The following is a 26,045-nucleotide window of genomic DNA, read 5'->3' as shown; positions in this document are numbered from 1 at the left end:
TGTAGTCATGATAACAATGAATCCCATTCTTCAAAGCACCTTATCCCGTAAAAACCTGATGGCATTAACCGGATTGTTTTTATGCTTTTTCCTCGTCATTCATTTGCTCGGGAATATGCAGCTATTGCTTCCCGAAGACAAAGCCGTAGTTTCCTTTAACAATTATTCCACGTTGTTATCAGGCAATATTTTTATAAAGATCGTTTCCTATGTGTTGTATTTTTCCCTGATCGCCCATGCGGTGGATGCTTTATTTATCACACTCCGGAATCGAAAATCAGTCGTGAAATATGCCTATGACGATCGCAAAAAAGCGAGTAAATGGTATTCCAGGAATATGGGTATACTCGGAACGATCCTATTGGTATTCCTTGTCATTCACTTCAAGGACTTTTGGTATTCGTATAAGTTTGGCAGCATTCCGTATGATACCAATGGAAACAAAGACTTATACCAAATTGTAGTCAATGCCTTTCATACAGGATGGTATGTTGTATTTTATATCCTGTCCTTACTGGCTCTCGGGTACCACCTGCTCCATGGGTTCAAAAGTGCTGCCCGCTCCCTTGGATTATACCATCCCCGTTATGCCGCCTATGTTCAGAAATTTGGTATCGTTTATAGTTATGCCATCACCATAGGATTTATCATTATTCCGCTTTACATCTACTTAAAACAGTTTATACAATGAAATTAGATGCCAAAATCCCCGAAGGACCATTAGAAAATAAATGGGACCATTATAAAGCACAGGCGAAGCTGGTGAATCCGGCCAATCGCAAAAAACTGACTATTATTGTAGTAGGCACCGGACTTTCGGGTGCGGCTGCTGCGGCTTCTATAGCAGAACTGGGATATAATGTCACCTCTTTCTGCTTTCAGGATTCGGCCCGGAGAGCGCATTCCGTAGCAGCACAGGGCGGTGTCAATGCGGCTAAGAATTACCAAAATGATGGCGATTCTGTATACCGTATGTTTTATGATACACTTAAAGGTGGTGATTTCAGGTCCCGGGAAGCCAACGTGTATCGCCTGGCAGAATGCTCCCTGAACCTGATTGACCAGGCCGTGGCGCAAGGCGTCCCTTTTGCCCGGGAATATGGAGGGTACCTTAGCAATCGCTCTTTTGGAGGTGTACAGGTAAGCCGGACTTTTTATGCCCGTGGACAAACCGGACAGCAATTGCTGCTCGGCGCCTATCAATCCCTGATGCGACAGGTAAAACTCGATAAAGTACAATTGCATACGCGCCACGAAATGTTGGATCTGGTGGTGATTGATGGCAAAGCCAAAGGTATTATTGTCCGGAATCTCGACACCGGTGCTATAGAACGGCATGCGGCTGATGCAGTAGTACTCGCGACAGGGGGCTTCGGGAAAATCTATTATCTCTCTACCCTTGCCATGGGCTGCAATGGTTCGGCTATCTGGCGTGCCCACAAACGCGGGGCTTTTATGGCTGCTCCCAGCTGGACACAAATCCATCCTACCTGCCTGCCCCAATCCGGAGATTATCAGTCCAAATTAACCCTGATGTCCGAATCCCTCCGGAATGATGGTAGGATCTGGGTACCAAAACAAAAAAACGAAACCAGGGAACCCAATGCCATTCCCGAAGAAGAACGGGATTATTACCTCGAACGACGGTATCCTTCATTCGGGAATCTCGCTCCCAGGGATATCTCATCACGGGCTGCCAAAGAACGTATTGATGCCGGTTTCGGTGTTGGCCCGCTTAAAAATGCCGTATACCTCGATTTTTCCAAAGCCATACTGGAACAGGGCGTCAATAAGATTACGGAAAAATTCGGGAATCTTTTTTCCATGTATAAAAAAATTACCGATGATGATGCCTATAGTTCCCCGATGAAAATTTCCCCTGCCGCCCACTTTTCTATGGGAGGCCTTTGGGTAGATTATGAACTGATGACTACCCTTCCCGGGTTATTTGCTGTCGGAGAAGCCAACTTTGCCGATCATGGTGCCAACAGGCTTGGTGCCAATTCCCTGCTTCAGGCCTGTGTCGACGGATATTTCATACTCCCCTACACTTTAGCCAACTACCTCTCAGGGGAATTAAAAAGCGAGAGAATTACCACAGCACATCCAGAATTTAAACGGGTGGAAACTGCTGTAAAAGCACAACTCGAACAGTTGATCGTAATAAAGGGGACGAAAACAACAGATTATTTCCACAAGCAACTCGGGAAATTACTCTATGACAAATGTGGCTTGTCCCGATCGGCAGCGGGATTAACCGAAGCATTGGCCGCCCTTGATGTCTTATCCGAAGAGTTCTACAAAGACCTCTTAGTTTCCGGAGAAGCAGGGGAAATCAATGCGGAACTTGAAAAAGCAGGGCGTGTCGCCGATTATCTTGAAATCGCCAAGCTGATGTGTCACGATGCTTTAAGCCGTGAAGAATCCTGCGGCGCTCATTTTCGCGAAGAATATCAAACACCAGATGGAGAAGCCTTACGAAACGATGCTAAATTCTGTTATGTCTCTGCCTGGGAATGGCCGGGAGCCAATGCAGCACCGGTATTACATCCTGAACCACTGGTCTTTGAATATATAAAACCTTCAGTAAGAAGTTACAGTTAAAAACAGTCGTTATGAAAATACACCTCAAAATATGGCGTCAGAAAGATGCTAACAGCAAAGGCGCCCTGGTTGATTACGATTTGGATGCCGTGAATAAAGACATGTCATTTTTAGAAATGATGGATACCCTGAATGAGCAATTGGTTCTTAAGGGGGATAACCCGGTAGAATTTGACCATGATTGCCGCGAAGGGATTTGTGGCACCTGCGGTATGATGGTCAACGGTCAGGCACACGGTCCGGTTCCGGGACTTACGGTTTGCCAACTTCACATGCGGGAGTTTCAGGACGGATCGACTATTTATGTGGAACCGTTCCGCGCAAAAGCCTTCCCGCTCAAACGAGACCTGAAAATTGACCGGTCTGCCTTAGACCGTATCATACAGTCCAATGGTTTTATTTCTGCCAGCACCGGACATGCTGCAGAAGCCAATACTATCCTTATCGTACATGATACTGCCGAGTCGGCTTTTGATTCCGCAGCCTGTATCGGTTGTGGGGCCTGTGTTGCCACGTGCAAAAATTCAAGCGCCGCGCTTTTTACCTCCGCTAAAATTGCCCATTTGGCCAAACTTCCGCAGGGCAGTAAAGAAGCTACCAAACGCGTCATTGAAATGGTCCACCAGATGGATCAGGAAGGTTTTGGGCATTGCAGTAATACAGAGGCTTGCGAAGTCAAATGTCCACAGGGAATATCCGTACTGAATATTGCCCGGATGAACTCCGAATACAACAAAGCAAGGCTGATTAAAGAATAGTCCGGTTTTCTGAATTTCCAGGCATACATTATGGCAGTTCCATACAAATAACAATTAAGTGAATGAATTTGAAATAATCATTGATTAATTCCTATTTTTGCCCTAATTAAAAAATAATTCAACACTTTATGCTTATTATCGGAATTGCCGGAGGAACCGGAAGCGGAAAAACAACTGTCGTTCAGCAGATTATGAACGAATTACCTCAAACAGAAGTAGGCATAATTTCACAGGATTCGTATTATAAAGCCAATCCTAATTTAAGTTTTGATGAACGGGCACTGATTAATTTTGATCATCCGAGAGCCATAGATTTTGATTTGCTAACCGAGCATTTGAAACAATTAAAAGCTGGAAATGTAGTCGATCAGCCTGTCTATTCTTTTGTAACCCACAACAGGACAGAGGATACAGTCGCTACCCATCCACGCAAAGTAATGATTATTGAAGGGATCCTGATTCTTGCGAATCCGGAATTACGGGATATGTTTGATATCAAAATATATGTACATGCCGATTCAGACGAAAGGCTGATTCGCAGGCTTAAAAGGGATATCGCCGAAAGAGGCCGTGACATGGAAGAGGTTATTAACCGCTACCAGCACACCCTGAAACCAATGCATGAGCAATTTATCGAGCCTACCAAGGCCTTTGCAGATATCATCATCCCGAATGACAAATACAATACTGTTGCCATTGATGTGGTAAGAGCCGTGATCAATCAACGGATATTATAAAAACGAATACAACATCCGGATACTAGTACTAATACAATGAGAAATCCATTTAAAAAATTAACTTCCCGCTATCCTTTCCTGAAATTCATCGGGAACCGGTATGTACTGGTGTTGTTCTTTTTTGCCATCTGGATGTTCTTTCTGGATAATACATCCTACTTTGAACACCGGATGCTGAACAAGCAACTGGACGAACTGGAGGATAATAAGAAATACTATCAGGATGAAATCCGGAAAGACCAGCAGAATATCAAGCTGTTGAAGAATCCGGATCAGATTGAAAAATATGCCCGGGAAAAGTATTACATGAAGCGCGACAGCGAGGATATATATATCATTGAATTTGAAGAGGACGCTATTCCTGACGAGGAGGATACAAAATCTATTTAAGCAAAACCAAAATGAGTAAGCAATTATTCGGGGAATTCGAACCCGTTTCATCCAAACAATGGAAACAGCAAATCCAGTTTGATCTAAAAGGGGCCGATTATAACGATACATTAGTCTGGAGCAGTCCGGAAGATATTAAGGTCAAACCATTTTATCACGCTGATGCTTCGGAAGTGCCACTTCCTGTTTCAACCCATGCGTCAAGCTCTAAAATCTGCCAGGACATTTTCGTTTTTGACCTTGACATTTCAATTTACCGCGCCAATGATGCTGTACAACGTGGTGCGGAAAGCCTGAGCTTTACTATCGAAGATGAGCAGACTGATGTCAAAAAACTATTGGAAAGCCTTCCTTTGGAAAAGATTACAGTCTACTTTCATTTGCAATTCCTTTCAATCGATTTCGTAAAAATTATCGATACTATAGCGACAGCCCAAAATGCTGATATCTATTGCAATATCGATCCTATCGGCCAACTTACCCAGGATGGGAATTGGTTTGAAAATCTCGAAAAAGATTTCGATCGCCTCAATACCATCATAAAAACCGTGCAATCGGTGAAAGTAGTAAGTGTTGATGTGGCCCATTATCAAAATGCAGGCGCTAATTTTGTTCAGCAAATTGCTTATGCGCTGGCACACGCTAATGAGTATTTCAACCGTATTGAAGTCCTGAAACAGCCGTTAACCTTCCAGGTCGCTGTGGGAACGAATTATTTCTTCGAAATAGCCAAACTAAGGGCCATCCGGTTATTATACAACATTACCTCCAAAGAATACGGAATCACAACGGACTGCCATATTTTTGCCCGTCCTTCCAAAAGAAATAAAACCCTGTACGATTATAATGTCAACATGCTTCGTACTACAACAGAATGTATGAGTGCGATATTAGGTGGTGCCAATGCGGTATCCAATATGCCTTATGATGCACTCTACCATAAAAATAATGAATTTGGAGACCGGATTTCCCGAAACCAACTTTTAGTACTCAAAAATGAATGCTACTTTGGTAAAGTGGACAATCCTGCCGATGGAGCTTATTATATCGAAAGCCTCACCCGCCAACTGGCAGAAAAAGGACTCGCACTTTTTAAAGACATCGAGGAAAATGGAGGCTTCCTTAAATTATTGAAAGACGGAACCATTCAGAAAAAAATCCAGGAAAGTGCTGCCAAAGAGCAGGAACTCTTTGATAATGGAAAAGAAATTTTGTTGGGGACCAATAAATACCCGAACAAAAATGACCGTATGGCACATGACCTCGAGTTATTTCCTTTTGTAAAAATGAAACCCCGAAAAACACTGATTACGCCTATTATAGCAAAAAGACTGGCTGAAAAGATGGAACAGGAACGGCTGGAAAGCGAAAAATTAAATCCTTAGTTCAGGTCATTCAACAACAGTCCATAGCCACCATACAGACTTTACATCAGTCAAAATGAGAAAAAACATACAACATTTACAGCTTGACAGCACGCCTTTGACCCATGAAAATACCACGGTAGAAAAAGAACCTTTTTTTACTGCCGAAGGGATCGAATTGAAACAGGCGTATACAAAAGAAGATCTTGAAAACCTGGAGCACCTCGGCTTTGGAGCTGGTTTTGCCCCGAACCTGAGAGGCCCTTATTCCACCATGTATGTACGCCGTCCCTGGACCGTACGCCAATATGCTGGATTCTCGACCGCCGAAGAAAGTAATGCTTTTTATAGGAGAAATCTTGCTGCCGGCCAAAAAGGGCTTTCCATTGCCTTTGACCTGCCCACTCACCGTGGGTATGACAGCGATCACGAACGCGTCGTAGGTGACGTGGGGAAAGCAGGTGTAGCCATTGATACTGTAGAAGACATGAAAGTGCTTTTCGATCAGATTCCCCTGGATGAAATGTCTGTTTCCATGACAATGAATGGAGCGGTTTTGCCCATTATGGCTTTTTATATTGTCGCTGCCGAAGAACAGGGCGTAAAAACCGAATTGCTTTCCGGTACCATACAAAATGATATCCTGAAGGAATTTATGGTGCGGAATACCTATATCTATCCGCCAACACCTTCCATGAAAATAATCGCTGATATCTTTGATTTCACGAGTAAAAAAATGCCGAAATTCAATTCCATTTCGATTTCAGGCTACCACATGCAGGAAGCTGGTGCCACTGCCGACATCGAACTGGCCTACACCCTTGCCGACGGACTGGAATACATCCGTACGGGTTTGGCGGCAGGAATGAAAATCGATGAATTTGCACCACGGCTTTCCTTTTTCTGGGCCATTGGCATGAACCATTTTATGGAAATTGCCAAAATGCGGGCCGGGAGAATGTTGTGGGCCAAACTACTAAAACAGTTTAATCCGGGGGATGAAAAATCCCTGGCTTTACGAACCCACTGCCAGACATCGGGCTGGAGCCTTACAGAACAAGACCCTTTTAACAATGTGGCCCGAACCTGTATCGAAGCTGCCGCTGCTGCATTTGGCGGCACCCAGTCACTGCATACGAATGCACTCGACGAAGCCATTGCATTACCAACTGACTTTTCTGCCAGGATTGCCCGAAATACCCAAATATTCCTGCAGGAAGAAACCAAAATTACCAAAACAGTCGACCCTTGGGCCGGAAGTTATTATATTGAAAGCCTGACTGCGGAGATCGCCGAGAAAGCCTGGGCACTGATTGAAGAGGTCGAAGAGCTGGGTGGAATGACCAAAGCCATAGAAGCCGGAATTCCAAAATTGCGGATTGAAGAAGCCGCCGCCCGAAAACAGGCCCGTATCGATAGCGGACAGGATATTATTGTAGGAGTGAATAAATACCGTCTCGAAAAAGAAGATCCGTTGCATATCCTGGATGTTGACAACCAAATGGTTCGGAAACAGCAGGTAGAGCGGCTGGAACAGATTAAAGCAGACCGGGACGCTCAAAAAGTACAGGAGAACTTACACCAATTGACCGAAGCGGCTAAAACCGGTAAAGGCAATTTGTTGGAATTAGCAGTCGCTGCAGCCCGAAATCGCGCCACTCTGGGCGAAATTAGTGATGCACTCGAAACTGTTTTCGGAAGGTATAAAGCGCAAATTAAATCTTTTAGCGGCGTGTACAGTAAAGAAATCAAAAATGATGTCAGCTTTGAAAAAGCGAAACAAAAAGCGAATGAATTTGCCAAAATTGATGGCCGTCGCCCACGGATAATGATCGCCAAAATGGGTCAGGACGGACATGACCGTGGAGCCAAAGTAGTCGCGACCGGATATGCCGATGTGGGTTTTGATGTAGACATAGGCCCATTATTTCAGACTCCGGCAGAAGCAGCCAAACAGGCCGTGGAAAATGACGTACACATATTGGGCGTTTCCTCGCTGGCAGCAGGACATAAAACACTGGTACCCCAGGTAATCGAAGAACTGAAAAAATATGGGCGTGAGGATATTATGGTCATCGTAGGCGGGGTTATCCCGGCTCAGGATTATCAATACCTATTTGATGCTGGTGCTGTTGCCGTATTTGGTCCAGGGACTAAAATTAGCGAAGCAGCCATAAAAATCTTAGACATCCTGATCGAAAGTACCCAATAAATAAAAGCGTATGGCTGTTACCAATGCACCTTTCAATACCCTGGAATTCCCGTATCGGAAGTGCTTTGTAACAGCCAGGCCCTTTGGGAAACTGGCCTCCAAATACATTGCCTATTATTATTTCCACCATGCTACCGATCCGGAATATCAGGAAAAATATACCTATTACCCCAATTATCAGCATGCACTGACCATCTACAGGAATTCAGCTATTGTACTGACTCCCGAAAGTTCTATCGTCACGCCATCTGCCACAGCACAATTACACATTATATACGCCATCAATTTAGAAAAAAGCGTCACTGTACAGCTTAGGGGGAAATTTGACAAAATTGGCGTGGTTTTTCATCCTTTGGGAATCAATCACTTTATTAATGCTCCGTTACAGGCCATACTACAAGATCAGATTTCAGTATTTGATGCTTTTGGAACTGAATTCGAAGAGCAACTTCAAAAAGTATATCAGGAAGAAACAATTGTCCAAAAAACAGCGCTTCTGGATGCATTTTTTGAGCGTCAATTTGTACCGTTTGAAGTACCAGGATTACAAAAAGCCGTACAGGAAATCATCCATACCAATGGTACGATTAAAGTAGCAGCACTTGCTGAAAGCCTGGGCATAAATCGAAAAACATTATTACGGCAGTTTCAGAAGCACCTGTGCTGCACCATTGAAGCCTATAAAAAATCCGTGCGCTTCCGAAATACTTTAAATTACGCCCAACAAAATCGGGAACACCTCAATCTTACCGATGTCGCGCTCTACAATCTCTATTATGACCAGTCGCATTTCAACCATGAATTCAGATCCATTACCCAAATAACACCTGCTACTCTATTGTCTAAAATAAGTACGCTGGGAAGTGAAGAATTATATTGGACACAGGAAACGTAATATTGTCCCAATTTTACAATTATCCGCCACTGAACTATACGATCTTTGTTGTACTCAAAATAACCTACCATGCACTTTTCTAAAATATCCTGTACCTTAACCCTATTGTTTTGTGTTCTGTATGCTACTGTTTCTGCCCAAATCACTACAGAGCAGTACCTCGAACAGCAGGCCACCGACCTCAACACCTTATCCCGATTCGATCAGAAGAATGCTAAGATTATTGCCTTCGGTGCTTTTCACGGAAGTGCCAAAACAGAAGATGCCGAAATACTATTGTTGCAAGCAATCGTAAAAGATCAGGCATTGCAGTATTATTTTCCGGAAACTGATTATAGTATTGCGTTCTATTTTAATGAGTACCTAAAAACAGGCGATGAAGTACTATTACAGGATCTCGTGATCCAATATGGCATTCGGGTACCACAGGAAAGAGCGATAGCCGTTTTTGAAAAGTGGAAAAAGATAAAAATAATAAACGATGCATTACCCCGAAAACGTAAAATTACAGTTCTTGGAGCTGATCCTATTGTAAGTTATAAATATGCATACCGCCATATTGTAGCATTGGCAAAAAAAGAAACCGGTTCCTGGAAAATGATGGAACAGCTTAAAGCGACAATTCGTACCGATACTACAGATTATTCTCCCTATTATGAAAGTTTTGCTAAAAAAGAATTACAGGCTTTCGTTGCTGATTATGATAAAAATAGCATCGCCTATGCCGAATCAATCACCAACCCCAAGAGCTTTCAATACCTCATGGAACTCCTACAACAAAGTTTTGAAAAAGGCGGGCGGGAAAAACAGATTTTTACCAACTATTTAAAACTGGCAACACAATATAAACTGAATGATAAGCTCCAGTTTTTCCGGTATGGTTTTGCTCATCTGCTTAAGGTTCGGGAAGGAAATGCCGTTTCATTCTTAGCACAATTAATTGCTTCCGGGAAATATACCAAAAATGAAATCGTCTCCATTACAGGCTATCTGACCCAATCTGAAGTACTGTGGGATGACATCTATGATCCCGAAGGCCATTATGTAAAATCCACCACCGAAGGTGATTTTGGAATTGGCGATGCCGATAATGAGTATTTCAAAGGAATAGAAAACCTTAAGAAAAGTAAGGTTTCCGATCTTACACTCTTTAAAGTCAATGCTCCAAACAGCCCCTATGCGATCCCCGATTGTAGCGACCTTATCGAAATCATCACAATCCCCGCAGTAGATGGCCCATCCTATAAAAGCCAGGTCACTACAGATTTTATTGATTACGCCCTGCTAATCAGTAATTCCAAAGCCAATCAATCCATTTATACCTTGAAAAAGAAATAAATTACAGGCAAAAAAAAACGAGTGGTACGCTTTCGAATACCACTCGTTTTGAAGTAACAGGATCATTTTTTCTTTGTTTTGGATTCCTTTTTTGATGCACTTTTTTCCGGCTTCTTCTTTTTCTTTTCAAAAAGTAAGCCTCTTTTCCCTTTAAGGCGCTTTTCCAACTCTGCAACAGCATCAGCATCAGACAGGGTAAAACACGAAAGTTTTATCGTTTTCATCAGCTTCAATGCCGCTTTAATTTCTCCGCGTCTTTCCAGTAACGCTGCTTTTTCAAGCAGGATAGCCGTTTTAGAAATCCCTTTAATCGTTAGGGCAAAAGCAATCAGTCGTTCCGCCTCTTCATAATCTTCATTGCATAAAAGCGTCTGGATATAATACGGATATACTTCCAGCGCATAAACGTCAATTCCTAAAGCTTCCTGAAAATAAGCTTTGGCAGTTTCATAATCCAGTAATTGTTCCGCATGCACCCGGCCATACAAGCACAGGGCCGTTGTATTTTTAGCATCATATGACAAGGCATAATCCAGGGATTCTACAGTCCCTTCCAACCAAAATGGGTAATTATCCAATGCCTGAAATAGGTATTTATCTATTGTTTTCATTGTAGTATTTTGTGTTTACGATTCGGGAATGCCGGTATTTGGCCTATTATCCTTCATCATGCATTTGTTTTTTTAGCTTGAGCCGTTCTGGCTTATAGCGCTTTTCGATTTTTTGTTTTTTGAAGTCACTGCCTTGAAACGTCCGGATTGGATTTCCACGTGCCACATTCAATTGGTTTTCCCACTGGTTATTTTCAAGCTTTTTCAATGCTTCCAATTCGTGGTGTTTTATTTTTTCCAGTATTCTTTCGGTAGCGAGTTTTTTATTCTGATGTTGCGAACGGGAATCCATCGCCACCGTACTGAGCCCCGTGGGAAGATGTGTTGCCCGGATGGCGGAGCTCACTTTGTTGACATGCTGTCCCCCAGCTCCGGAACTTCGCATTGCCTGGTACTGGATGTCTTTTTCCGAAATAGCTTGGCATTGCAGCGCACCCACTTCAAAAATTCCAATAAACCAGTTTTTGCGCTTGTGGAACTTCCGGAACGTACTCTGCCCAATCCACTGCACCGTTCCCGTCCAGGAATTGACAAATACACTGGCGGAGTGCCCTTTCAGTAGTACCAATGCCGATTCTACTGTCCCATTTTCAGATCCCTTCTCCCGTTGCAATACCGTAGCCTCCAATTGGCAGGCGTTCGCTTCTTCTAAAACTTTTTTTAGCACCTGGGCTACTACCCAGGTGCATTCTGCAGGACCTCTTCCCGCAGTAATTTGTATGATTTTTTCCATATTGATTTCTTATCGGTCCATTCGGACAATTTTGGGGGTAAATGTCCCCAATACGCTTACTAACCCCTCCTGATGTCCCATTACAGCCTGAATATTTTTATAAGCCATGGGTGCCTCATCGACATTGCCTCCAATCAGGTGTACATCATGAGCTTTCAGTACTTTTTTTATTTCGCCATGGGTAAACATGCTCTTGCATTTGGATCGGGAATACAATCGTCCCGCACCATGTGAAGCCGAGTGTAATGCATCGGGATTTCCTTTTCCCAACACAATAAATCCCGGAGCGGTCATTGATCCCGGAATGATTCCCAATGCTCCCTCATGGGCTGGTGTTGCCCCTTTGCGATGCACGATACATTCTTTGCCATTGACCATTTCTTTCCAGGCAAAATTGTGATGGTTCTCAATCGTCACAACGATACGTTTGCCCAATGCTTTTGCAATTCTACGGTGGATATCCTCGTGGCATGCCTTCGCATAATCCCCGGCAAGATTCATCGCCAACCAGTATTCCTGACCGTCATGTGTATTGAGATCCAGCCAGGCGAGATGTTGTACATTTTTAGGTAACGGGCATTGTTTGGTTGCCAGATACGTATAATGTTTCGCAATCGCGGCTCCCATTCCACGCGATCCACTGTGGGATAACACACAAAAATAACTTCCTGCCTCCAGTTTCCATTCTGCTAACGGATAGTCGATTTTGGCCACTCCAAATTCTACAAAGTGGTTGCCGCCTCCTGAAGTTCCCAGCTGTTTATAGGCCTTGCCTAACAATCCCTTTAGCAATGGAATATCCTGGAATGCTGCCCGGCTGAAAATTTCATGATCTGCTTTAACCGCATGTGCCTCATACATCCCAAATTTGGTATGGTCTTTTAAGATCGCTTCCAGTTGAAGTTCCCGCCCTTTGCTATAGGATTCCGGTAAATCAAAAATGGAGAGGCTCATACGACACCCGATGTCTACTCCTACCCCATAAGGGATTACGGCATTATCGGTTGCCAAAACGCCACCAATCGGTAACCCATAGCCCGAATGTGCATCGGGCATCAGGGCACCTGCGACCGAAATAGGCAGCTTCAGGGCATCGTACAACTGGAATTTTGCCTGTTGGTCAATTTCATTTTCACCATAAATAGTAAATGGTGCGCGGGTGGTATTCAGCTGGTGCATGCGCATTTGTACCGGATTTACCAATCCTTCCGCTACTTTCCCCCAGGTTCCGTCATTTTTATAGTTTTCAGGATGCAGCAAAACATCTTTTGCCTCTGCAATAATTCTTTCCTTTTTTTCTCTTTTCCGATATCGGCTGATTTGCCCTAAGGCTATATTGATACTATTATTCTTTGGAAAGCCCAATTTAATCAGGTCTCTTCCGGATAATTTATTTCCCATAAATTTTTATACAATTGTTTTCTTTTGCAAGCTGCGTTACCCAAACTGCAATGCAGGTGGAGGTGATGCAGGAATGCACAACATTTTATCCAGTGTGGATAAATTAAAATCGGTTCTTCGGGGAACTATTTTCGTTTTGGAATAAAAATAAAAAAGCCCGAAACTAAATGTCTTCGGGCTTTTTCTATGTATAAGAAGTTTTTTCTACGATTGAAATAAGCCACGAAGGAATGCCCCACCAAAATTATTTGGCGTGAAGCTTTGTAAGGATAGTTTGTATACAAACATTGTTCTTCGTTTTTAAAAGGTTACTTATTTTTTCAGACGCAAATGTTGCAATTATTTTTTTAATTATCCAAGCGATTGGCTAAAAAAAATAATTCAGTTGCTGTTTTACAGTATAAATTTTTTCCGGAAAACTACTTTTTTTATCCCGAAAAAAAATATATTTGCACTCCACAATCGGGATGTAGCGCAGCCTGGTAGCGTACTAGCATGGGGTGTTAGGGGTCGCTGGTTCGAATCCAGTCATCCCGACTTCGAATTAAAAAAGAGGCAATAGCCTCTTTTTTTCGTTTATACTCATTACAATTAATACTATTGTTATTTAAGAAATCGATATGCGCTGAGCGTACAAAATCATCCTGTCATGTAAAACAAAAGTTATTTCAGGTTATCGGTTTTCAATTCAGCCCAAGAGCAATATACGATCGAAAAAAGCCATTTTCCCTGTTGCTTTACAAAACTATCATTACGGTCATCAGGTAGTATCTATTTCGTTACATCGAGTAAACCGATAACATTCGTATTAAATTTGCTGATAATATTTTCCCGTTCAAAAACTTCCAGTGGGCTATAAGCACCATAGCCCGGATTGTTTACCAAAGCATCGATTTTACCGAAACGTTTAATTCCCTCTGTAACGGTAGTTTCAATACAGGCCATTAAATGGTATGTCTTAATTTTTGTGTAAAAGAATAATAGAAAGCAAATATGTTGTACATTTACAGTATAAATGCTGCTTACTATGAAAACTGATGATAAAAAAATAAAATTCGACCCTAAAAAAAGCATTGAACGTGCACTCTTAGTAAAGAAAACGTATCCTAAATGGCGACTCGCTGCAGAGGGTAAAGAATATGTATGGGAATCAAAAATGGACAAAATAGGCATCATTAGAGAAGGTGTTCCTTATGGTACCCTTGAAGTAATTGGCAACAGGATCAATCTTCCCGTCAAAAAAATGCTGCACATTTTTGATCTGCCACAGACTACCTATAATAAAAAAAAGAAAGAAAAATCATTGCTTAACGGTAGGGACAGTGAGATCGTTTTGCTTTTAACCGAACTCATCGATTTTGGGATTGACGTTTTCAATAATGAACAGGACAAGTTTCAACGGTGGTTAAAAAAGACCAATGTCGCTTTAGGCGATAATACCCCGGAAAGCCTGTTGGATTCTATCACAGGGATACAGGAAGTGAGAAATTGTCTGAACAGGCTTGAATTTGGAAACCTGGCCTAATGAAAGTATATCGAATCGAAAGAGAAAAATACCTTAAAACAACCCTCCAGGGAATTGGTGCTGCTTTAACCGAAGGCTATCGATGGAATAGTTTAAATACCTATTTGGTTTACACAGCAGAATCAAGGGCACTGGCCACGCTCGAAGTATCAGTTCATTTGGATTTAAGCGAGGATCTGCCCACAGACCGGCATTATGTTGAGATCGAAATACCCGATGAGGTTGAAATAACAGAATTATCCATTGACGACATGCCCGAAGGATGGGATTCCAGGCCACCACTACTGGAAACACAATACATAGGAGATGACTTTGTACAACAAAACAATGGAGCAGTGCTAAAAGTTCCCAGTTGTATCGTTCCTCCCGAATATAATTACTTAATAAATCCACAGCATCCCGATGCTAAAAAAATCAAAGTTATTTCCACTGCAAAACTGGTCTTTGATAATCGAATCAAGCCGGCAAAAATATAGTAGCTATACTAATCCTGACTTAATATTCCTGCGCTACTACGCGTCTACCCACTCCCGAAACAAAGCCGTAGCACTTTAGCTGGCCATAAGATGTTTTGCATAACCTGCGATCGTAATTTGTATGTCTGTTTTTTTTACGAGTGATTACTGGTAATACTACGGGCTCCTTACCGTTATTTCAATAGAAAAGAAGGGAATACCGGAAAAACCCGTATGAAAGCCGGAAGACAATTGAAGGAACAGGTATAGTCCTAATTTATTTTGTACTGCCTCATTTTTTTATTCCGATCAATTGTTATTTATAATTACAGACAATTCTCGAATAAGAGTTCGAAAGCAATATGGAAATTTACCGGAAAATTAGTACTTTTCGAATACTTACCGTACCACAATAGGTAAGTCCTAAATTATGAATATGTCCTAAATTAAAATTGACTTCGGTAATCCCCGTACCGAAAAATCAAATGAACCTATGAAAAAACACTTAAAATATATTGACGGAAATTCCGATAAATTTTGGCAGATTGAAGCACACGAATCAGAGTACACGGTTACTTATGGTAAAAACGGAACCAATGGAACCGTACAGACAAAGCAATTTTCAGATGCTGCGGAATGCCTGAAAATGGCCGAAAAACTTGTAGCTGAAAAACTAAAAAAAGGCTATTCGGAAAACGGTGAAGTACAAGGTACCGAAAAAGTGAAATCCGCTGTGAAATCGGTGACAAAATCTGGTGATAAATCCAATACAACCGAAATGCTCGCGGCATATGATGCTATCATAAAATCCAAAAAAATAGCAGCACTATTACCATTCCTGATGGAAAATGCAAAGGGAAACCTGGAGATCTTAAAAAAGCAGGTGCGGAAAAACAAACGCTTCTGGATGACCTACATGGATTTAACGGCCGAAAAGCAATACCTCACCTCCAAAACCAGCAACTGGGATACCCGCGGTGATGAAAAACATACCAATATTATTACGCTCAGTGCGATTGCGCTGTTTAATAAATCGGAAATCATGTCCTGGGATGAAGTTTTTGACCTTTTGAACGAGCCCGAAGCACCACATACCCTGGCGTTGCTACAATGGTCGAAACCAGACTGGATCCAGGACTATTTACTATCAAAAAGCAAAAAACAGGATTGGCGTTCCTTCAATTACTTTTCCCTACGCTTTTTGGAAGATCATGGGCTGATTGCCTATAATCCGGAATTATTTTGCCTGCATTTAGCCGATTTCAATGAATGGACTTCGGGTATAAAAACCAGGGATTTTATTAAGGCAATAGAAAATGATCCTCGCGCATATCAAAGAGACATCCCCGAATTATTTCATTACGAAACCAGCCTACAGAATAATAATTTCCGGGAAGAAGAACGCCAGTCTTATAATGAATTCAGCACCTGGGATATTATTTTTACCAATCTGTTAGCTGCCGGAAAACTGGATCGCAGCCACTTTATAGAGCAGTCTATATTGCTACAAACCAAAGAATGGAATAACAACCTGAAATCCTTTTTCCGAAAAAGACTGACAGCATTGAACCCAACGTCGGAAGAACTTATTCCGTTTCAGGAAAGTATATTTGCCTGTTTGCACCATCCCTATGCTCCAGTGACGAGTTATGCCATAGAACTGGTTAAAAAAATATATGAAAGCCCGCAATTTACTACCGGATCCTTTTTAGAATGGCTCGAACCTTTACTGTTGCGAAGTGATTGTAAAGCAGCCATCAAGAGCATCATTCCGTTATTGGAAAAAATACATCAATTAAATCCAGCCTACAATACGACAATTACTGCCGTCCTGGCCAATGCCTATGTCATCCCGGATTTAAGCCTGCAGGAAAAAGTGACAAAGAGCCTCCTGAAAATAGCCTCGAAAAAAGATACTGACCTCAGCGTTAAACTATCAGAATATAGCCCATTGATGCAGGGAAATATCAAATCGGCACTCACCGACTTTTTAACCGCAGAAAGCACTCCAAAACCTGAATTTGAAACCGCCGTTTACCGTTATGCTCCTGTAAAAGAGGAACTGCTTACCCAGCCTGTGAAACTGCCAAAAGACTGGAATGATATCGTATATCTTTTCGGTAGTTTTATTGCTTCTCATGAGGTGCTCGATGCCGAACTGCTGATGAATGCCTATACCACGCAACGGCATTTATTCCCATCCGACTATTCGGAACAGTTGCAACCCTATGCGAAACAACTTCAAAATAGTTACTTTGACAGTGCTCACAAATATTCTTTTGAAGCCTTTTTGACGCAAAAAATAGCCGACATCAATGCTGTATTCCATAAAAAAAATGCCAGCCATTACAAATCGGTGACTTTAGCTATTGTCAATCGGAGGCTGGCCCAGATCGAGGAAAAAATAAAACAGGGATCGGTACTGCCATTACTTTCATTCCCCACCCATGAACCCTACTGGATTACTCCTAAAGTTTTAATGGAACGACTGATCTCCTATCAGGATCAACAGGAAAAAATAGACTCCGTGGATTTTAGTATTGCAATTAGTAGGATGCCACGCGAAAATACAGCCGAAGCACTTCCGCTACTGGATCGATTAGAGAGTGGAATTAAAGAACTGATGAGCTTTTGTCTGGGTAACACAAAAGAGATCTCCCAGAATACCGATTTATTTTCGAATATTCTAAAAACAACGCCGGGGATCAATCGGGAAGACGAAATCATGAGCCTGTGGGCAGTAGCTGCACAGACATATTATCCGGAAGAAACCTTTACGGAATTTGAACAAACCGCATTAAAAGGCCTTCCTTTTGTAGAAAAGCCTTTCGTTCCCAAAATCCATTTCAAAGAGCGGTGGAATGAATACAAGGAATATTCAACCAATAAAACTGTCAGGACACCGTCCTGGTATGAACTGAAGGCGGAAATGCCCTCTTATGAAAAAACACCCCCGAACCTGATTTACAGTATCGATGCCTATCGTCGTGAGGCTTCACCCTGGCATCATATGCTCGAGACCGAAGGCAATGTTTATTTTTGGCACAGCCTGATGCCGCAAAATGATAGCGCATTATCCTGCCTACTCTTGCAGTCCTCTTGCGTAATTGCCGATGATGGAACCAAAAAAGACTTAAAAGGATTCCTTCATTGTGTCAACAGTCCCGGATTTGTACTGACTGAAACACCTATGATAGTATTTGCTTGTTGTTTTTTGGTAGAGAAAAAAGAAATCAGGCTCTTAGCATCCGAAATTTTAATGAACCGCATCGAAAAACAATCCATCCTACTGGAATTATTTGCTGAGAAAATAAGTCTATTGGCTTCCCATAAATATGGGGTGTTTCTACGATTGGCAGATGGACTGAGCAGCCTCAAAGATATTTCCGGACTGCATAACGCCGCACTCTTGATAATCTATGACCACTTTTTCAAAAACCTTGATATCACCGATAAGCTTCCGGTTAATTTCAAAAAAATGGTAGAGCATTATATCGATGTCTGTTACAAAACTAAGGCAGAACCCTCACAGCATGCCATCGCGTTTTTTGAGAAGTGGAAAACCAATACCGCACTAAAGCCATTGCTCAAACAAATTTTAAAATAAGCCACATGACGGATTTACAATACGATTATCAAAGCGTTTCTACCCATACCAAAACAAACGGCATTCATAATTTGGTGTTGGCTCATCAAACGGAAATTGAAACTGTAAATAGTATACCCTGCTTTTTCTGGGGTACACTCACGGAGCCTTACACTACTGCAAAATGCTGGGCTACCCTTGCGAAAGTCGTGCGCTCCAGCTTTGGTCCCGTACCGCCCAGTTTGCGGGATCCAATTGTCTCTGCAGGTGCCGAACGCATGCGGTTTGAAGGCTTCTCTTCCTGCAATGGTGTCTATGTAAGACTCGACATGAAACCCGAAGCCATTGATGGTGAATTCATCGCCAGTGGCACCACTAATGTAGATTTCAATGATCCGCTGCTGAATGCACTGAATGCGATACAAAAAGGAGAGAAAGTAACATTGGCTGTAGGGCAACAGGAAGTACAGGTGATTACAGCCAAAACCAGTGCATCAGAAAAAAAAGTAACACTCCCTACACGATGGATAAAAGGGCTTACCAGTGTGCAGCTTTACCTGGCCGATATGGACCTCAAGTTAGAAGTAAGCAGGTTACAGGCCATACAATTGTTCCAAAGTTTGCCCAAAGGCACTATAAAAGGGGATTTCTTCATCACCAAAAGAGCCGGAAAATGTATGTTTTCCACACTGGCTACACCAGACAGTGTGAGAATTGGCGGAGTACAGCGGTTGCGGTTGCTCGAAGGCATTTTGCCTATTGTAGAAAAAATATCGATTTATGAATCTTCCGACAAACAGACCTGTGCGTTAGTGTGTGATTTTCCTAAGATGCAATTACTGATGGCATTCTCTCCCGACGCCTACAGAGGGTTTTCCGGTGAAGGCAAAGCCTTGGAAAACATGACCCAAAGCCTGCCCGAAGAATGGATCTTCGGCCTGAACAAGCTATTAAAATCCAATGAGGCATTTGATCCTACTATGCTGGCTATCGAAAATGATATTGACTTTGGCACCATGGATCACCTAACATCAAGTTTATCGTCCATCGGGCTTCTGGGCTATGACCTAACCGAAAGAAATCATTTCTACCGACAGTTACCCTTTAAAACAGAACGCATCCTGAGTTTAAATCCAAGGCTCAAAAACGCAAAAAAACTAATCGATAATAAAGACATCCAGATCGTGGCCAATACCAACGGCCATGTGGAAGCCATTGTAAAAGGTTCCGGGGTTTTCCACAAAGTAACTATCGATGCCAAAAGCCAACGCTGTACCTGTGACTGGTTTACGGCCTATCAGGGGAAAAGGGGAATTTGCAAACACATCCTGGCGGTCAAAATGATAGCCTAACTTAAATCGTATTAATGGAAAATTACAGCATCGTCATATTCATTATGGTCATAATGATTGCCCTTACGGCCATAGCCGATAAAATCAAACTGCCCTATCCTATTTTATTAATCACTGCCGGAATTGCAATTGGGTTTATTCCTACCATGCCCGTAATTGAACTGAGCCCGGAAGTTGTTTTCCTGCTCTTTTTGCCCCCATTGCTCTATGATGCGGCTTTTAATATTTCGTTCCAGGATTTCAAAACCCATGGCAATACCATCGGAACATTGTCTATTGGTTTGGTTTTCCTGACCACTACCGGCATCGCTGTTACCGCTCATTCCCTAATTCCGGATATGAACTGGCCCGGGGCTTTTGTGCTCGGGGCCATCCTTTCGGCCACAGATGCCGTAGCCGCCATTGGTATCACCAAAGGATTGGGGCTATCCCATAAAACCACAACGATACTGGAGGGCGAAAGCCTGGTCAACGATGCCTCTGCCTTAGTAGCCTACCGTTTTGCCGTAGCTGCAGTAACCGGAGCCTCATTTGTTTTCTGGAAAGCTTCTTTGGAATTCTTATTCCTTATGGGGGGTGGTTTCCTGATTGGGATGCTCATGGGTAAACTCCTCACAAGCCTGCTCCAACTGGTTCACCGGGACAGGATGGTGACCATTAGTTTTATTATCGTAATCCCGTTTGTGACGTACCTGATTGCGGAAGAATTTGGTGTTTCGGGCGTCATTGCTGTTGTTGTTTTAGGCTTGGGAATGTCCCGCATCAGCCGCAATGTATTCCCGGAAAACCTAAAAGAGCAGTCCAGGACCATTTGGGATATTATCGTTTTCCTGCTCAATGGCTTAATTTTTATCCTGATTGGACTCGAGTTTCCCTATGTATTGAAAAACATCGACAAAACCCAGGTGCTGCCTTATATCGGTTATGCACTTATCATTACTATTGTAGCCTTAGGATTACGGCTGGCGAGGGTATTTTTGCAAAAGATTAATTTACAACGCGCCTTTCAATCCCAAAAACGAAAAGTCTCCGAAGAAGCGTTATTGGATTTTTCCAACAGCCTTATCATCAGCTGGGCCGGAATGCGAGGCATTGTATCCCTCGCCCTGGCCATCGGTTTACCCACCACCTTATCCGATGGGACACCCTTCCCTTTCCGGAATGAGATTATTTTTATTTCGGTGGTAGTCGTGCTTTTTACATTGCTGGGACAAGGGCTCACCTTACCCTGGATCGTAAAGAAATTGAAGAAATAAGTACAGGAAGTACCTTGCGAAAATTACTTTATGGTAACACGCTTAGTACCGGAATTTATTTCATGACAGAACGGAGTTCCTGTCGGTATTGAGAGGCACTTTTTCCGGTAAATTCCTTGAATGACGTATTGAAGTGACTGAAATTGTTAAACCCGCTTTCATAGCTGATATCCGTAATTCCCATCGGTTCTTCGGCCAGTAGTTTCAGCGCATGCACAATACGGTATTCATTCACAAAACGCGTAAAGGTCTTTTTGGTCATCTTTTTAAAATACCGGCAAAAAGAAGGTACAGTCATACTAGCCATTGCCGCCACTTCTTCTAAGCTGATCGGTTCCCGGAAATGATCTTTCACATGGTTAAAGACCATATTGATACGATCATTGTCCTGTACCTGCGTTTCCATCGAAAAACCCGCAGCATTCAATACCTTAAAGTCGGTAGCCTGCTCCAATGCATCCAATACATGGATCATCGAAAGCAAACGTTCCAATGGCGATAGCCCTGCCATTGCTTCAATAGTAGCACCCATATTTTTTTTAGTCTCGGCACCAAAAGCAATACCACCACGGGCACGCTCAAAAAGTGCTGTAATATTCCGGGTTTCGGGAAGTTTTAGAAAATCAGGTCCTAAAAAGTCAGGGGCCATCTGGATTACTGTTTCATTTGTATTTCCCGTGCGGTCATCCGTAAACCCACAATGTGGCAGGTTACTGCCAATCAGGATGAGGTCGCCATCGGTATAATACGAAATATGGCTCCCTATCTGGCGCTTGCCGGAACCACCATTTACAAATACCAATTCAATTTCGGGATGGTAATGCCATACATGGGTCTTGATATTCTCGTTTTCCACATAACGGGAATAATAAAATGAACTCCCAAAAGAAGGCACAATAAGTTCTAAAGCAGGCTTGATGATCTTCATTTTCAATCGGATTTATACCGCAAGTTAATCAAAATAAATATACAAAATTGCCTTTTTTAACATGAAAACGTTTTCGTAAAGACAATATACCATAGATATTAGCCAATATGGCAGCGATAAAAATTATACTTGCTCCTTAAATTAGCCCTAACAAAATACTAAAAAAGGGCTACTATGAAAAATGTAATGAAATTCGGTTTAGTTCTGGCGATGAGCGTACTTTCTTTTGGGGCGCATGCCAATGAAGCAGACATCCTGCTGAAAGTAAAAAGTGAAACAGGAAAAATGGTAAGTTTTTCCATTAACGAAGTAAAATCGGTACACCTGTCCTTGTACAGCACTAAAAACGATTTGCTTTTTGAAGAAACAATTTTCGGTAAAAACAATACCAACAGAAAATATGACCTTACAGCTTTCCCAAACGGAACGTATTTTTTAGAAGCGGAAACAGGATCTAAAGTAGCACGTTATGAAATACAGGTACGCAATAAAACAGCTACTATCTCTGAAAAAGCGGTTGCTGAAATTGCAAAACCAACCTTGCTCAACAAAGACGGAATGGTAACGGTTACGATCCCGAATACGGAAAGAACTCCGGTAGAAATTAAAGTATACGATCAGAATAATGTAGAGTTATACAATGAAACGATGACTGGAAAACAGGAACTGACCAAAAAATTTGACGTTAAAAATTCAGCTTTAGGCAAATTGACTTTTGTCATGAAATACAAAAATGAAATGTTTGTAGAAACTATTGCTGCACGATAATACCTACCATCACACTTACTACTGAGACAGCATTTATGCTGTCTTTTTTTATACCGTATTTTAGAGATGCCACTGCTGTTCCTATTTGGGCAGTGTTTATTTTGTAAAGCCCTTTTTTAAACTTATTTTTGTGACGTGCAAAAAATATACCTCTACATATTAATTTTTCTGATTGCTGCCAACAATTCTGTTGTGTATCAACTTTTTAAAATTCCCGTACTGGTAGAACATTTTGCCGAACACCACCAGCAAAAGCCTGCTATAAGTGCTATCGATTTCCTGGCAATGCATTACTGGGGACAGGATCAGAATGACGACGATGAGGCCCGCGATATGCAACTACCATTAAAAAAATTCGATTTCCATTCCCCAAGCCTACTGTACATTCCCGTTCAGCGGCACTATATTCCTGTAGTCGTACATGCTACTCAAGATCTTAAAGTCCCTTTTTACAAGGCAAACCAACATAATAACCCGGCCTTGGCCGCACTCTTCCGCCCTCCATCAGTAGTTTAATTTCCGACAGACAATCATGATACTAAAAAAGAAAAGAATGTTTCTCTTTTTGGTACATTTAGTAATAAAGGTAATTATTTAGCATAAAAATTTAGGATGGAAGTTACAAACCTCAAATCAGACACCTCAAAAAAGGCGTTAAAATCAACGCTTATCGGCATTATCGTCAGTGCCATCTTAGCCGTAATAAAAGGACTTGGAGGAATATATGGCAATTCCTATGCATTGATTGCAGATGCCATCGAATCCACAGCAGATATTGTTACGTCAGCCCTGTTATGGGTCGGCTTAAAATGGTCTGCCAAACCCGCAGATGAGGAACATCCGTATGGACACGGAAAAGCAGAAGCACTGGTTGCACTCGGAATTGCACTTGCGTTATGCATTGCGGCTTTCGTGATAGCCCGGGAGAGCATCGAAAATATCAATACCCCGCACAAAACACCAAAAGCCTTTACATTAATTATTTTAGTGCTGGTCATTCTTACCAAAGAAGTACTATTCCGGTATGTGATTAAAACAGGAACTGAAATCAATAGTGAAGTGGTCAAAGCAGATGCATTCCACCACCGTAGTGATGCGATCACCTCTGCCGCAGCCTTTATCGGAATTACAATCGGGCTCATCGGTGGTCCGGGCTATGAAGTTGCCGATGACTGGGCAGCCTTGCTCGCATCAGGGATTATTATTATCAATGCTTATAAAATCTGCCGCCCTGCAATTGGAGAACTCCTGGATGAACAGCTGGATCCCGAACTTGGCAATACCTTGAAAAAATTAGCCAATGAAGTTGATGGCGTCGTTAATGTGGAGAAATGCATGACTCGAAAAATGGGAATCATGAGCCATGCCGACCTGCACATCCGGGTAGGCAAAGACCTCACCGTTGCCGAAGGGCACACTATTGCCCATGAAGTCAAAAACCACATACAGGAAAAACTGCCACAGTTCTCCGATGTAATGATCCATGTAGAACCCGCATAACCCAAATATCATTTCAAAACCTTTCATCATGAAAACGAATAAATTTAATCTTGCCAACCGCCTGATTCACTGGGCGCTTGCTCTTACCTTCCTTTTTATACTCCTCACCGTATTCCTTCGGACAGGCTGGATGAATAAAGGAAGTATGGGCAATATTATCCAGGAGAACCTCAGCCAGTCCGGGATTACCATCAGTAAAGAAGACGCAGCTAAAATTGGTAAAGAAGTACGGCGCCCCATGTGGCAGTACCATGTAATAGCCGGTTATGTCCTTATCGGACTTTATGTTATCCGGATTGCTATCACAATCAGGCAGGGAGTGGGATTTGCCAATCCTTTTGCACCCGATAGCAGCACCAAAGAAAAATTCAAATCCTGGATTTATATCCTGTTTTATGGTTTGGTATGCGTTTCCCTGTTTACCGGATTTATGGTGGTTAATGGGCCTAAAACACTTAAAGATGCCATGGAAACCGTACATGTCCAATCGTTATATTATGCCATCACCTTTATCGTCCTTCATATCGGTGGCGTCCTGATTGCCGAAATGACCTCCGAAAAAGGAATCGTTTCCAACATGATCAGCGGGAGTAAAAAATAATTTTCAGATACGCTCAATAAAAGCCGGATGCTTACATCCGGCTTTTTTTATGCCTCAAATGCCTTGACAGGCATATGCATTTATCACAATTCGCCCTGCCAATTGTATTTTTTACACAAACTTCTGTATATTTGGTTGTATTAAACCACCTTAAATCACCTCTTATGAAACAAAATCTACTATGTGTAATGGTAATTGCGCTCTTCGCCTTGCCGCTACACGCCCAGAAAAAGTACAAGAAGAAAGTCCATAAAACAATAGAAAAGACAACCACACAGCCGTTGTCTATCGGTATTATTGATGCGGTACAATCTAAGGAATTAGCCGAAACACGGATCCTGAATATTTACCTCCCGGACGGTTATTCCAACACTTCCGATATGAAATATCCTGTGATCTATCTTCTGGATGGCAGCGTGAATGAAGACTTCCTCCATATCGCCGGATTAATCCAATTTCAATCCATGATCCAGGCCATGCCCAATTCTATTGTAGTAGGTATCGCAAATGTTGACCGAAAAAGGGATTTCACTTATCCTACTTCCATACGTGCCGATAAAGTTAGTATGCCTTCCAGTGGTAATTCCGATAAATTTATTGCCTTTGTCGAAAAAGAATTAGAACCTTACATTGAAAAAAAATACAAAACCAATGGAACCAAAACCCTGATCGGGCAATCATTGGGAGGTTTGCTTGCAACAGAGATATTGCTGAAAAAACCAGCTTTATTCAATAACTACATTATTATCAGTCCAAGTTTATGGTGGGATGACGAATCCCTGCTAAATCAGGCTCCGGAATTGCTAAAAAATCTTCCTGAGACTCCAACTACCGTTTTTCTTGCCGTAGGAACCGAAGGCAAACAAATGGAAAAAGATGCTGCACAATTGTCGAAAACACTGAAAAAAGCAGATCCTAAAAAACTAACCGTCTACTGGACACCAATGCCGGAGGAAAACCACCTGACGATACTTCACAATAGTGTTTATAAAGCACTGCCATTGGTAAACCCAAGAAAAAAATAGCCCTGA

24 protein-coding genes and 1 tRNA gene are annotated in these 26,045 nt (G+C 42.2%); 20 read left to right on the top strand and 5 right to left on the bottom strand.

Annotation, left to right across the window (positions count from 1 at the left end; genetic code table 11):
• The first annotated feature begins 7 nt into the window (after nt 1–7).
• The 9 genes from FK004_RS09785 to FK004_RS09745 all read left to right on the top strand — a co-directional run bounded on the left by FK004_RS09785 (nt 8) and on the right by FK004_RS09745 (nt 10,298).
• Nucleotides 8–691, top strand: a complete 684-nt coding sequence (locus FK004_RS09785) for a succinate dehydrogenase cytochrome b subunit (RefSeq protein ID WP_227871577.1) — start codon at nt 8–10, stop codon at nt 689–691.
• The gene (locus FK004_RS09780) at nt 688–2,604 is read left to right on the top strand and encodes a fumarate reductase/succinate dehydrogenase flavoprotein subunit (RefSeq protein WP_108737105.1); all 1,917 of its coding nucleotides are present in this window, start codon (nt 688–690) and stop codon (nt 2,602–2,604) included. The genes FK004_RS09785 and FK004_RS09780 overlap by 4 nt, the downstream gene beginning before the upstream one ends.
• Nucleotides 2,605–2,615: 11 nt before the next feature.
• Nucleotides 2,616–3,362, top strand: a complete 747-nt coding sequence (locus FK004_RS09775) for a succinate dehydrogenase/fumarate reductase iron-sulfur subunit (RefSeq protein WP_108737104.1) — start codon at nt 2,616–2,618, stop codon at nt 3,360–3,362.
• Between the two features lie 128 nt (nt 3,363–3,490).
• Entirely contained in the window at nt 3,491–4,099 is a 609-nt protein-coding gene (gene udk, locus FK004_RS09770) for a uridine kinase (protein ID WP_108737103.1), read from the top strand.
• Nucleotides 4,100–4,135: 36 nt separating this feature from the next.
• The gene (locus FK004_RS09765) at nt 4,136–4,489 is read left to right on the top strand and encodes an FtsB family cell division protein (RefSeq protein WP_108737102.1); all 354 of its coding nucleotides are present in this window, start codon (nt 4,136–4,138) and stop codon (nt 4,487–4,489) included.
• An 11-nt stretch (nt 4,490–4,500) separates the two neighbouring features.
• Complete coding sequence (locus tag FK004_RS09760) at nt 4,501–5,874, top strand: methylmalonyl-CoA mutase subunit beta (protein WP_108737101.1); 1,374 nt, start codon at nt 4,501–4,503, stop codon at nt 5,872–5,874.
• Entirely contained in the window at nt 5,867–8,065 is a 2,199-nt protein-coding gene (gene scpA / locus FK004_RS09755; RefSeq protein ID WP_227871710.1) for a methylmalonyl-CoA mutase, read from the top strand. Before FK004_RS09760 ends, scpA begins: the two co-directional genes overlap by 8 nt.
• 10 nt (nt 8,066–8,075) lie before the next feature.
• Nucleotides 8,076–8,960 (top strand): helix-turn-helix domain-containing protein, encoded by an 885-nt coding sequence (locus FK004_RS09750; RefSeq protein WP_108737099.1) that lies wholly within the window; start codon nt 8,076–8,078, stop codon nt 8,958–8,960.
• Nucleotides 8,961–9,029: 69 nt separating this feature from the next.
• A complete protein-coding gene (locus FK004_RS09745; protein ID WP_108737098.1) occupies nt 9,030–10,298 on the top strand; it encodes a TraB/GumN family protein in 1,269 nt (422 codons plus the stop codon).
• 62 nt (nt 10,299–10,360) lie between these two features.
• On the opposite strand, the gene FK004_RS09740 is transcribed toward FK004_RS09745, so the two are convergent.
• Genes FK004_RS09740 through FK004_RS09730 form a run of 3 tightly spaced genes read right to left on the bottom strand, consistent with a single transcriptional unit; the run spans nt 10,361 to nt 13,043 of the window.
• The gene (locus tag FK004_RS09740; RefSeq protein WP_108737097.1) at nt 10,361–10,909 is read right to left on the bottom strand and encodes a tetratricopeptide repeat protein; all 549 of its coding nucleotides are present in this window, start codon (nt 10,907–10,909) and stop codon (nt 10,361–10,363) included.
• A gap of 46 nt (nt 10,910–10,955) precedes the next feature.
• On the bottom strand, nt 10,956–11,642 hold the full coding sequence (gene prfH, locus FK004_RS09735) for a peptide chain release factor H (RefSeq protein ID WP_108737096.1): 687 nt from the start codon (nt 11,640–11,642) through the stop codon (nt 10,956–10,958).
• A gap of 9 nt (nt 11,643–11,651) precedes the next feature.
• Nucleotides 11,652–13,043 carry an RtcB family protein gene (locus FK004_RS09730; RefSeq protein ID WP_108737095.1) on the bottom strand — a complete coding sequence of 464 codons (1,392 nt, stop codon included), beginning with the start codon at nt 13,041–13,043 and terminating at the stop codon, nt 11,652–11,654.
• A gap of 463 nt (nt 13,044–13,506) precedes the next feature.
• Between FK004_RS09730 and FK004_RS09725 the strand changes: the two genes are divergently transcribed.
• A tRNA-Pro gene (locus tag FK004_RS09725) sits at nt 13,507–13,580 on the top strand.
• Between the two features lie 234 nt (nt 13,581–13,814).
• On the opposite strand, the gene FK004_RS09720 is transcribed toward FK004_RS09725, so the two are convergent.
• Complete coding sequence (locus FK004_RS09720) at nt 13,815–13,988, bottom strand: SDR family NAD(P)-dependent oxidoreductase (RefSeq protein ID WP_227871576.1); 174 nt, start codon at nt 13,986–13,988, stop codon at nt 13,815–13,817.
• Between the two features lie 82 nt (nt 13,989–14,070).
• On the opposite strand from FK004_RS09720, the gene parS reads away from it, so the two are divergent.
• From parS to FK004_RS09695, 5 genes are all read left to right on the top strand, one after another.
• The gene (gene parS, locus FK004_RS09715; RefSeq protein WP_108737094.1) at nt 14,071–14,568 is read left to right on the top strand and encodes a type II RES/Xre toxin-antitoxin system antitoxin; all 498 of its coding nucleotides are present in this window, start codon (nt 14,071–14,073) and stop codon (nt 14,566–14,568) included.
• Nucleotides 14,568–15,044, top strand: a complete 477-nt coding sequence (locus tag FK004_RS09710) for an RES family NAD+ phosphorylase (RefSeq protein WP_108737093.1) — start codon at nt 14,568–14,570, stop codon at nt 15,042–15,044. The genes parS and FK004_RS09710 overlap by 1 nt, the downstream gene beginning before the upstream one ends.
• A 472-nt stretch (nt 15,045–15,516) precedes the next feature.
• A complete protein-coding gene (locus tag FK004_RS09705) occupies nt 15,517–18,630 on the top strand; it encodes a DUF6493 family protein (protein ID WP_108737092.1) in 3,114 nt (1,037 codons plus the stop codon).
• A 5-nt stretch (nt 18,631–18,635) separates the two neighbouring features.
• Nucleotides 18,636–19,961, top strand: a complete 1,326-nt coding sequence (locus FK004_RS09700; RefSeq protein ID WP_108737091.1) for an SWIM zinc finger family protein — start codon at nt 18,636–18,638, stop codon at nt 19,959–19,961.
• 14 nt (nt 19,962–19,975) lie between these two features.
• Nucleotides 19,976–21,217, top strand: coding sequence for a Na+/H+ antiporter (locus tag FK004_RS09695; protein WP_108737090.1), 1,242 nt, complete (start codon nt 19,976–19,978; stop codon nt 21,215–21,217).
• Nucleotides 21,218–21,272: 55 nt separating this feature from the next.
• Here the strand turns inward: FK004_RS09695 and FK004_RS09690 are convergent, their stop codons facing one another.
• A complete protein-coding gene (locus tag FK004_RS09690; RefSeq protein WP_108737089.1) occupies nt 21,273–22,145 on the bottom strand; it encodes an AraC family transcriptional regulator in 873 nt (290 codons plus the stop codon).
• 174 nt (nt 22,146–22,319) lie between these two features.
• On the opposite strand from FK004_RS09690, the gene FK004_RS09685 reads away from it, so the two are divergent.
• The 5 genes from FK004_RS09685 (at nt 22,320) to FK004_RS09665 (ending at nt 26,039) form a co-directional block, all read left to right on the top strand.
• Nucleotides 22,320–22,913, top strand: coding sequence for a hypothetical protein (locus FK004_RS09685; protein ID WP_108737088.1), 594 nt, complete (start codon nt 22,320–22,322; stop codon nt 22,911–22,913).
• Between the two features lie 135 nt (nt 22,914–23,048).
• Nucleotides 23,049–23,429 carry a hypothetical protein gene (locus FK004_RS09680; RefSeq protein ID WP_108737087.1) on the top strand — a complete coding sequence of 127 codons (381 nt, stop codon included), beginning with the start codon at nt 23,049–23,051 and terminating at the stop codon, nt 23,427–23,429.
• A gap of 96 nt (nt 23,430–23,525) precedes the next feature.
• Nucleotides 23,526–24,413, top strand: coding sequence for a cation diffusion facilitator family transporter (locus tag FK004_RS09675; protein ID WP_108737086.1), 888 nt, complete (start codon nt 23,526–23,528; stop codon nt 24,411–24,413).
• 28 nt (nt 24,414–24,441) lie between these two features.
• The gene (locus FK004_RS09670) at nt 24,442–25,014 is read left to right on the top strand and encodes a cytochrome b/b6 domain-containing protein (RefSeq protein ID WP_108737085.1); all 573 of its coding nucleotides are present in this window, start codon (nt 24,442–24,444) and stop codon (nt 25,012–25,014) included.
• Between the two features lie 164 nt (nt 25,015–25,178).
• Nucleotides 25,179–26,039, top strand: coding sequence for an alpha/beta hydrolase (locus FK004_RS09665; RefSeq protein WP_227871575.1), 861 nt, complete (start codon nt 25,179–25,181; stop codon nt 26,037–26,039).
• Nucleotides 26,040–26,045 lie beyond the last annotated feature (6 nt).

The sequence above is a fragment of the Flavobacterium kingsejongi genome, from assembly GCF_003076475.1.
GTDB lineage: Bacteria > Bacteroidota > Bacteroidia > Flavobacteriales > Flavobacteriaceae > Flavobacterium > Flavobacterium kingsejongi.
Note: the sequence above shows the minus strand (reverse complement) of the source record. Positions and strands in the feature narration are given on the sequence as shown.

Bases quoted from the DNA above. Each gene is read 5' to 3' on its own strand.
- FK004_RS09785 (WP_227871577.1), top strand. From the start codon at position 8: ATGATAACAATGAATCCCATTCTTCAAAGCACCTTATCCCGTAAAAAC.
- FK004_RS09780 (WP_108737105.1), top strand. From the start codon at position 688: ATGAAATTAGATGCCAAAATCCCCGAAGGACCATTAGAAAATAAATGG.
- FK004_RS09775 (WP_108737104.1), top strand. From the start codon at position 2,616: ATGAAAATACACCTCAAAATATGGCGTCAGAAAGATGCTAACAGCAAA.
- udk (WP_108737103.1), top strand. From the start codon at position 3,491: ATGCTTATTATCGGAATTGCCGGAGGAACCGGAAGCGGAAAAACAACT.
- FK004_RS09765 (WP_108737102.1), top strand. From the start codon at position 4,136: ATGAGAAATCCATTTAAAAAATTAACTTCCCGCTATCCTTTCCTGAAA.
- FK004_RS09760 (WP_108737101.1), top strand. From the start codon at position 4,501: ATGAGTAAGCAATTATTCGGGGAATTCGAACCCGTTTCATCCAAACAA.
- FK004_RS09750 (WP_108737099.1), top strand. From the start codon at position 8,076: ATGGCTGTTACCAATGCACCTTTCAATACCCTGGAATTCCCGTATCGG.
- FK004_RS09745 (WP_108737098.1), top strand. From the start codon at position 9,030: ATGCACTTTTCTAAAATATCCTGTACCTTAACCCTATTGTTTTGTGTT.
- FK004_RS09740 (WP_108737097.1), bottom strand. From the start codon at position 10,909: ATGAAAACAATAGATAAATACCTATTTCAGGCATTGGATAATTACCCA.
- prfH (WP_108737096.1), bottom strand. From the start codon at position 11,642: ATGGAAAAAATCATACAAATTACTGCGGGAAGAGGTCCTGCAGAATGC.
- FK004_RS09730 (WP_108737095.1), bottom strand. From the start codon at position 13,043: ATGGGAAATAAATTATCCGGAAGAGACCTGATTAAATTGGGCTTTCCA.
- FK004_RS09720 (WP_227871576.1), bottom strand. From the start codon at position 13,988: ATGGCCTGTATTGAAACTACCGTTACAGAGGGAATTAAACGTTTCGGT.
- parS (WP_108737094.1), top strand. From the start codon at position 14,071: ATGAAAACTGATGATAAAAAAATAAAATTCGACCCTAAAAAAAGCATT.
- FK004_RS09710 (WP_108737093.1), top strand. From the start codon at position 14,568: ATGAAAGTATATCGAATCGAAAGAGAAAAATACCTTAAAACAACCCTC.
- FK004_RS09705 (WP_108737092.1), top strand. From the start codon at position 15,517: ATGAAAAAACACTTAAAATATATTGACGGAAATTCCGATAAATTTTGG.
- FK004_RS09700 (WP_108737091.1), top strand. From the start codon at position 18,636: ATGACGGATTTACAATACGATTATCAAAGCGTTTCTACCCATACCAAA.
- FK004_RS09695 (WP_108737090.1), top strand. From the start codon at position 19,976: ATGGAAAATTACAGCATCGTCATATTCATTATGGTCATAATGATTGCC.
- FK004_RS09690 (WP_108737089.1), bottom strand. From the start codon at position 22,145: ATGAAGATCATCAAGCCTGCTTTAGAACTTATTGTGCCTTCTTTTGGG.
- FK004_RS09685 (WP_108737088.1), top strand. From the start codon at position 22,320: ATGAAAAATGTAATGAAATTCGGTTTAGTTCTGGCGATGAGCGTACTT.
- FK004_RS09675 (WP_108737086.1), top strand. From the start codon at position 23,526: ATGGAAGTTACAAACCTCAAATCAGACACCTCAAAAAAGGCGTTAAAA.
- FK004_RS09670 (WP_108737085.1), top strand. From the start codon at position 24,442: ATGAAAACGAATAAATTTAATCTTGCCAACCGCCTGATTCACTGGGCG.
- FK004_RS09665 (WP_227871575.1), top strand. From the start codon at position 25,179: ATGAAACAAAATCTACTATGTGTAATGGTAATTGCGCTCTTCGCCTTG.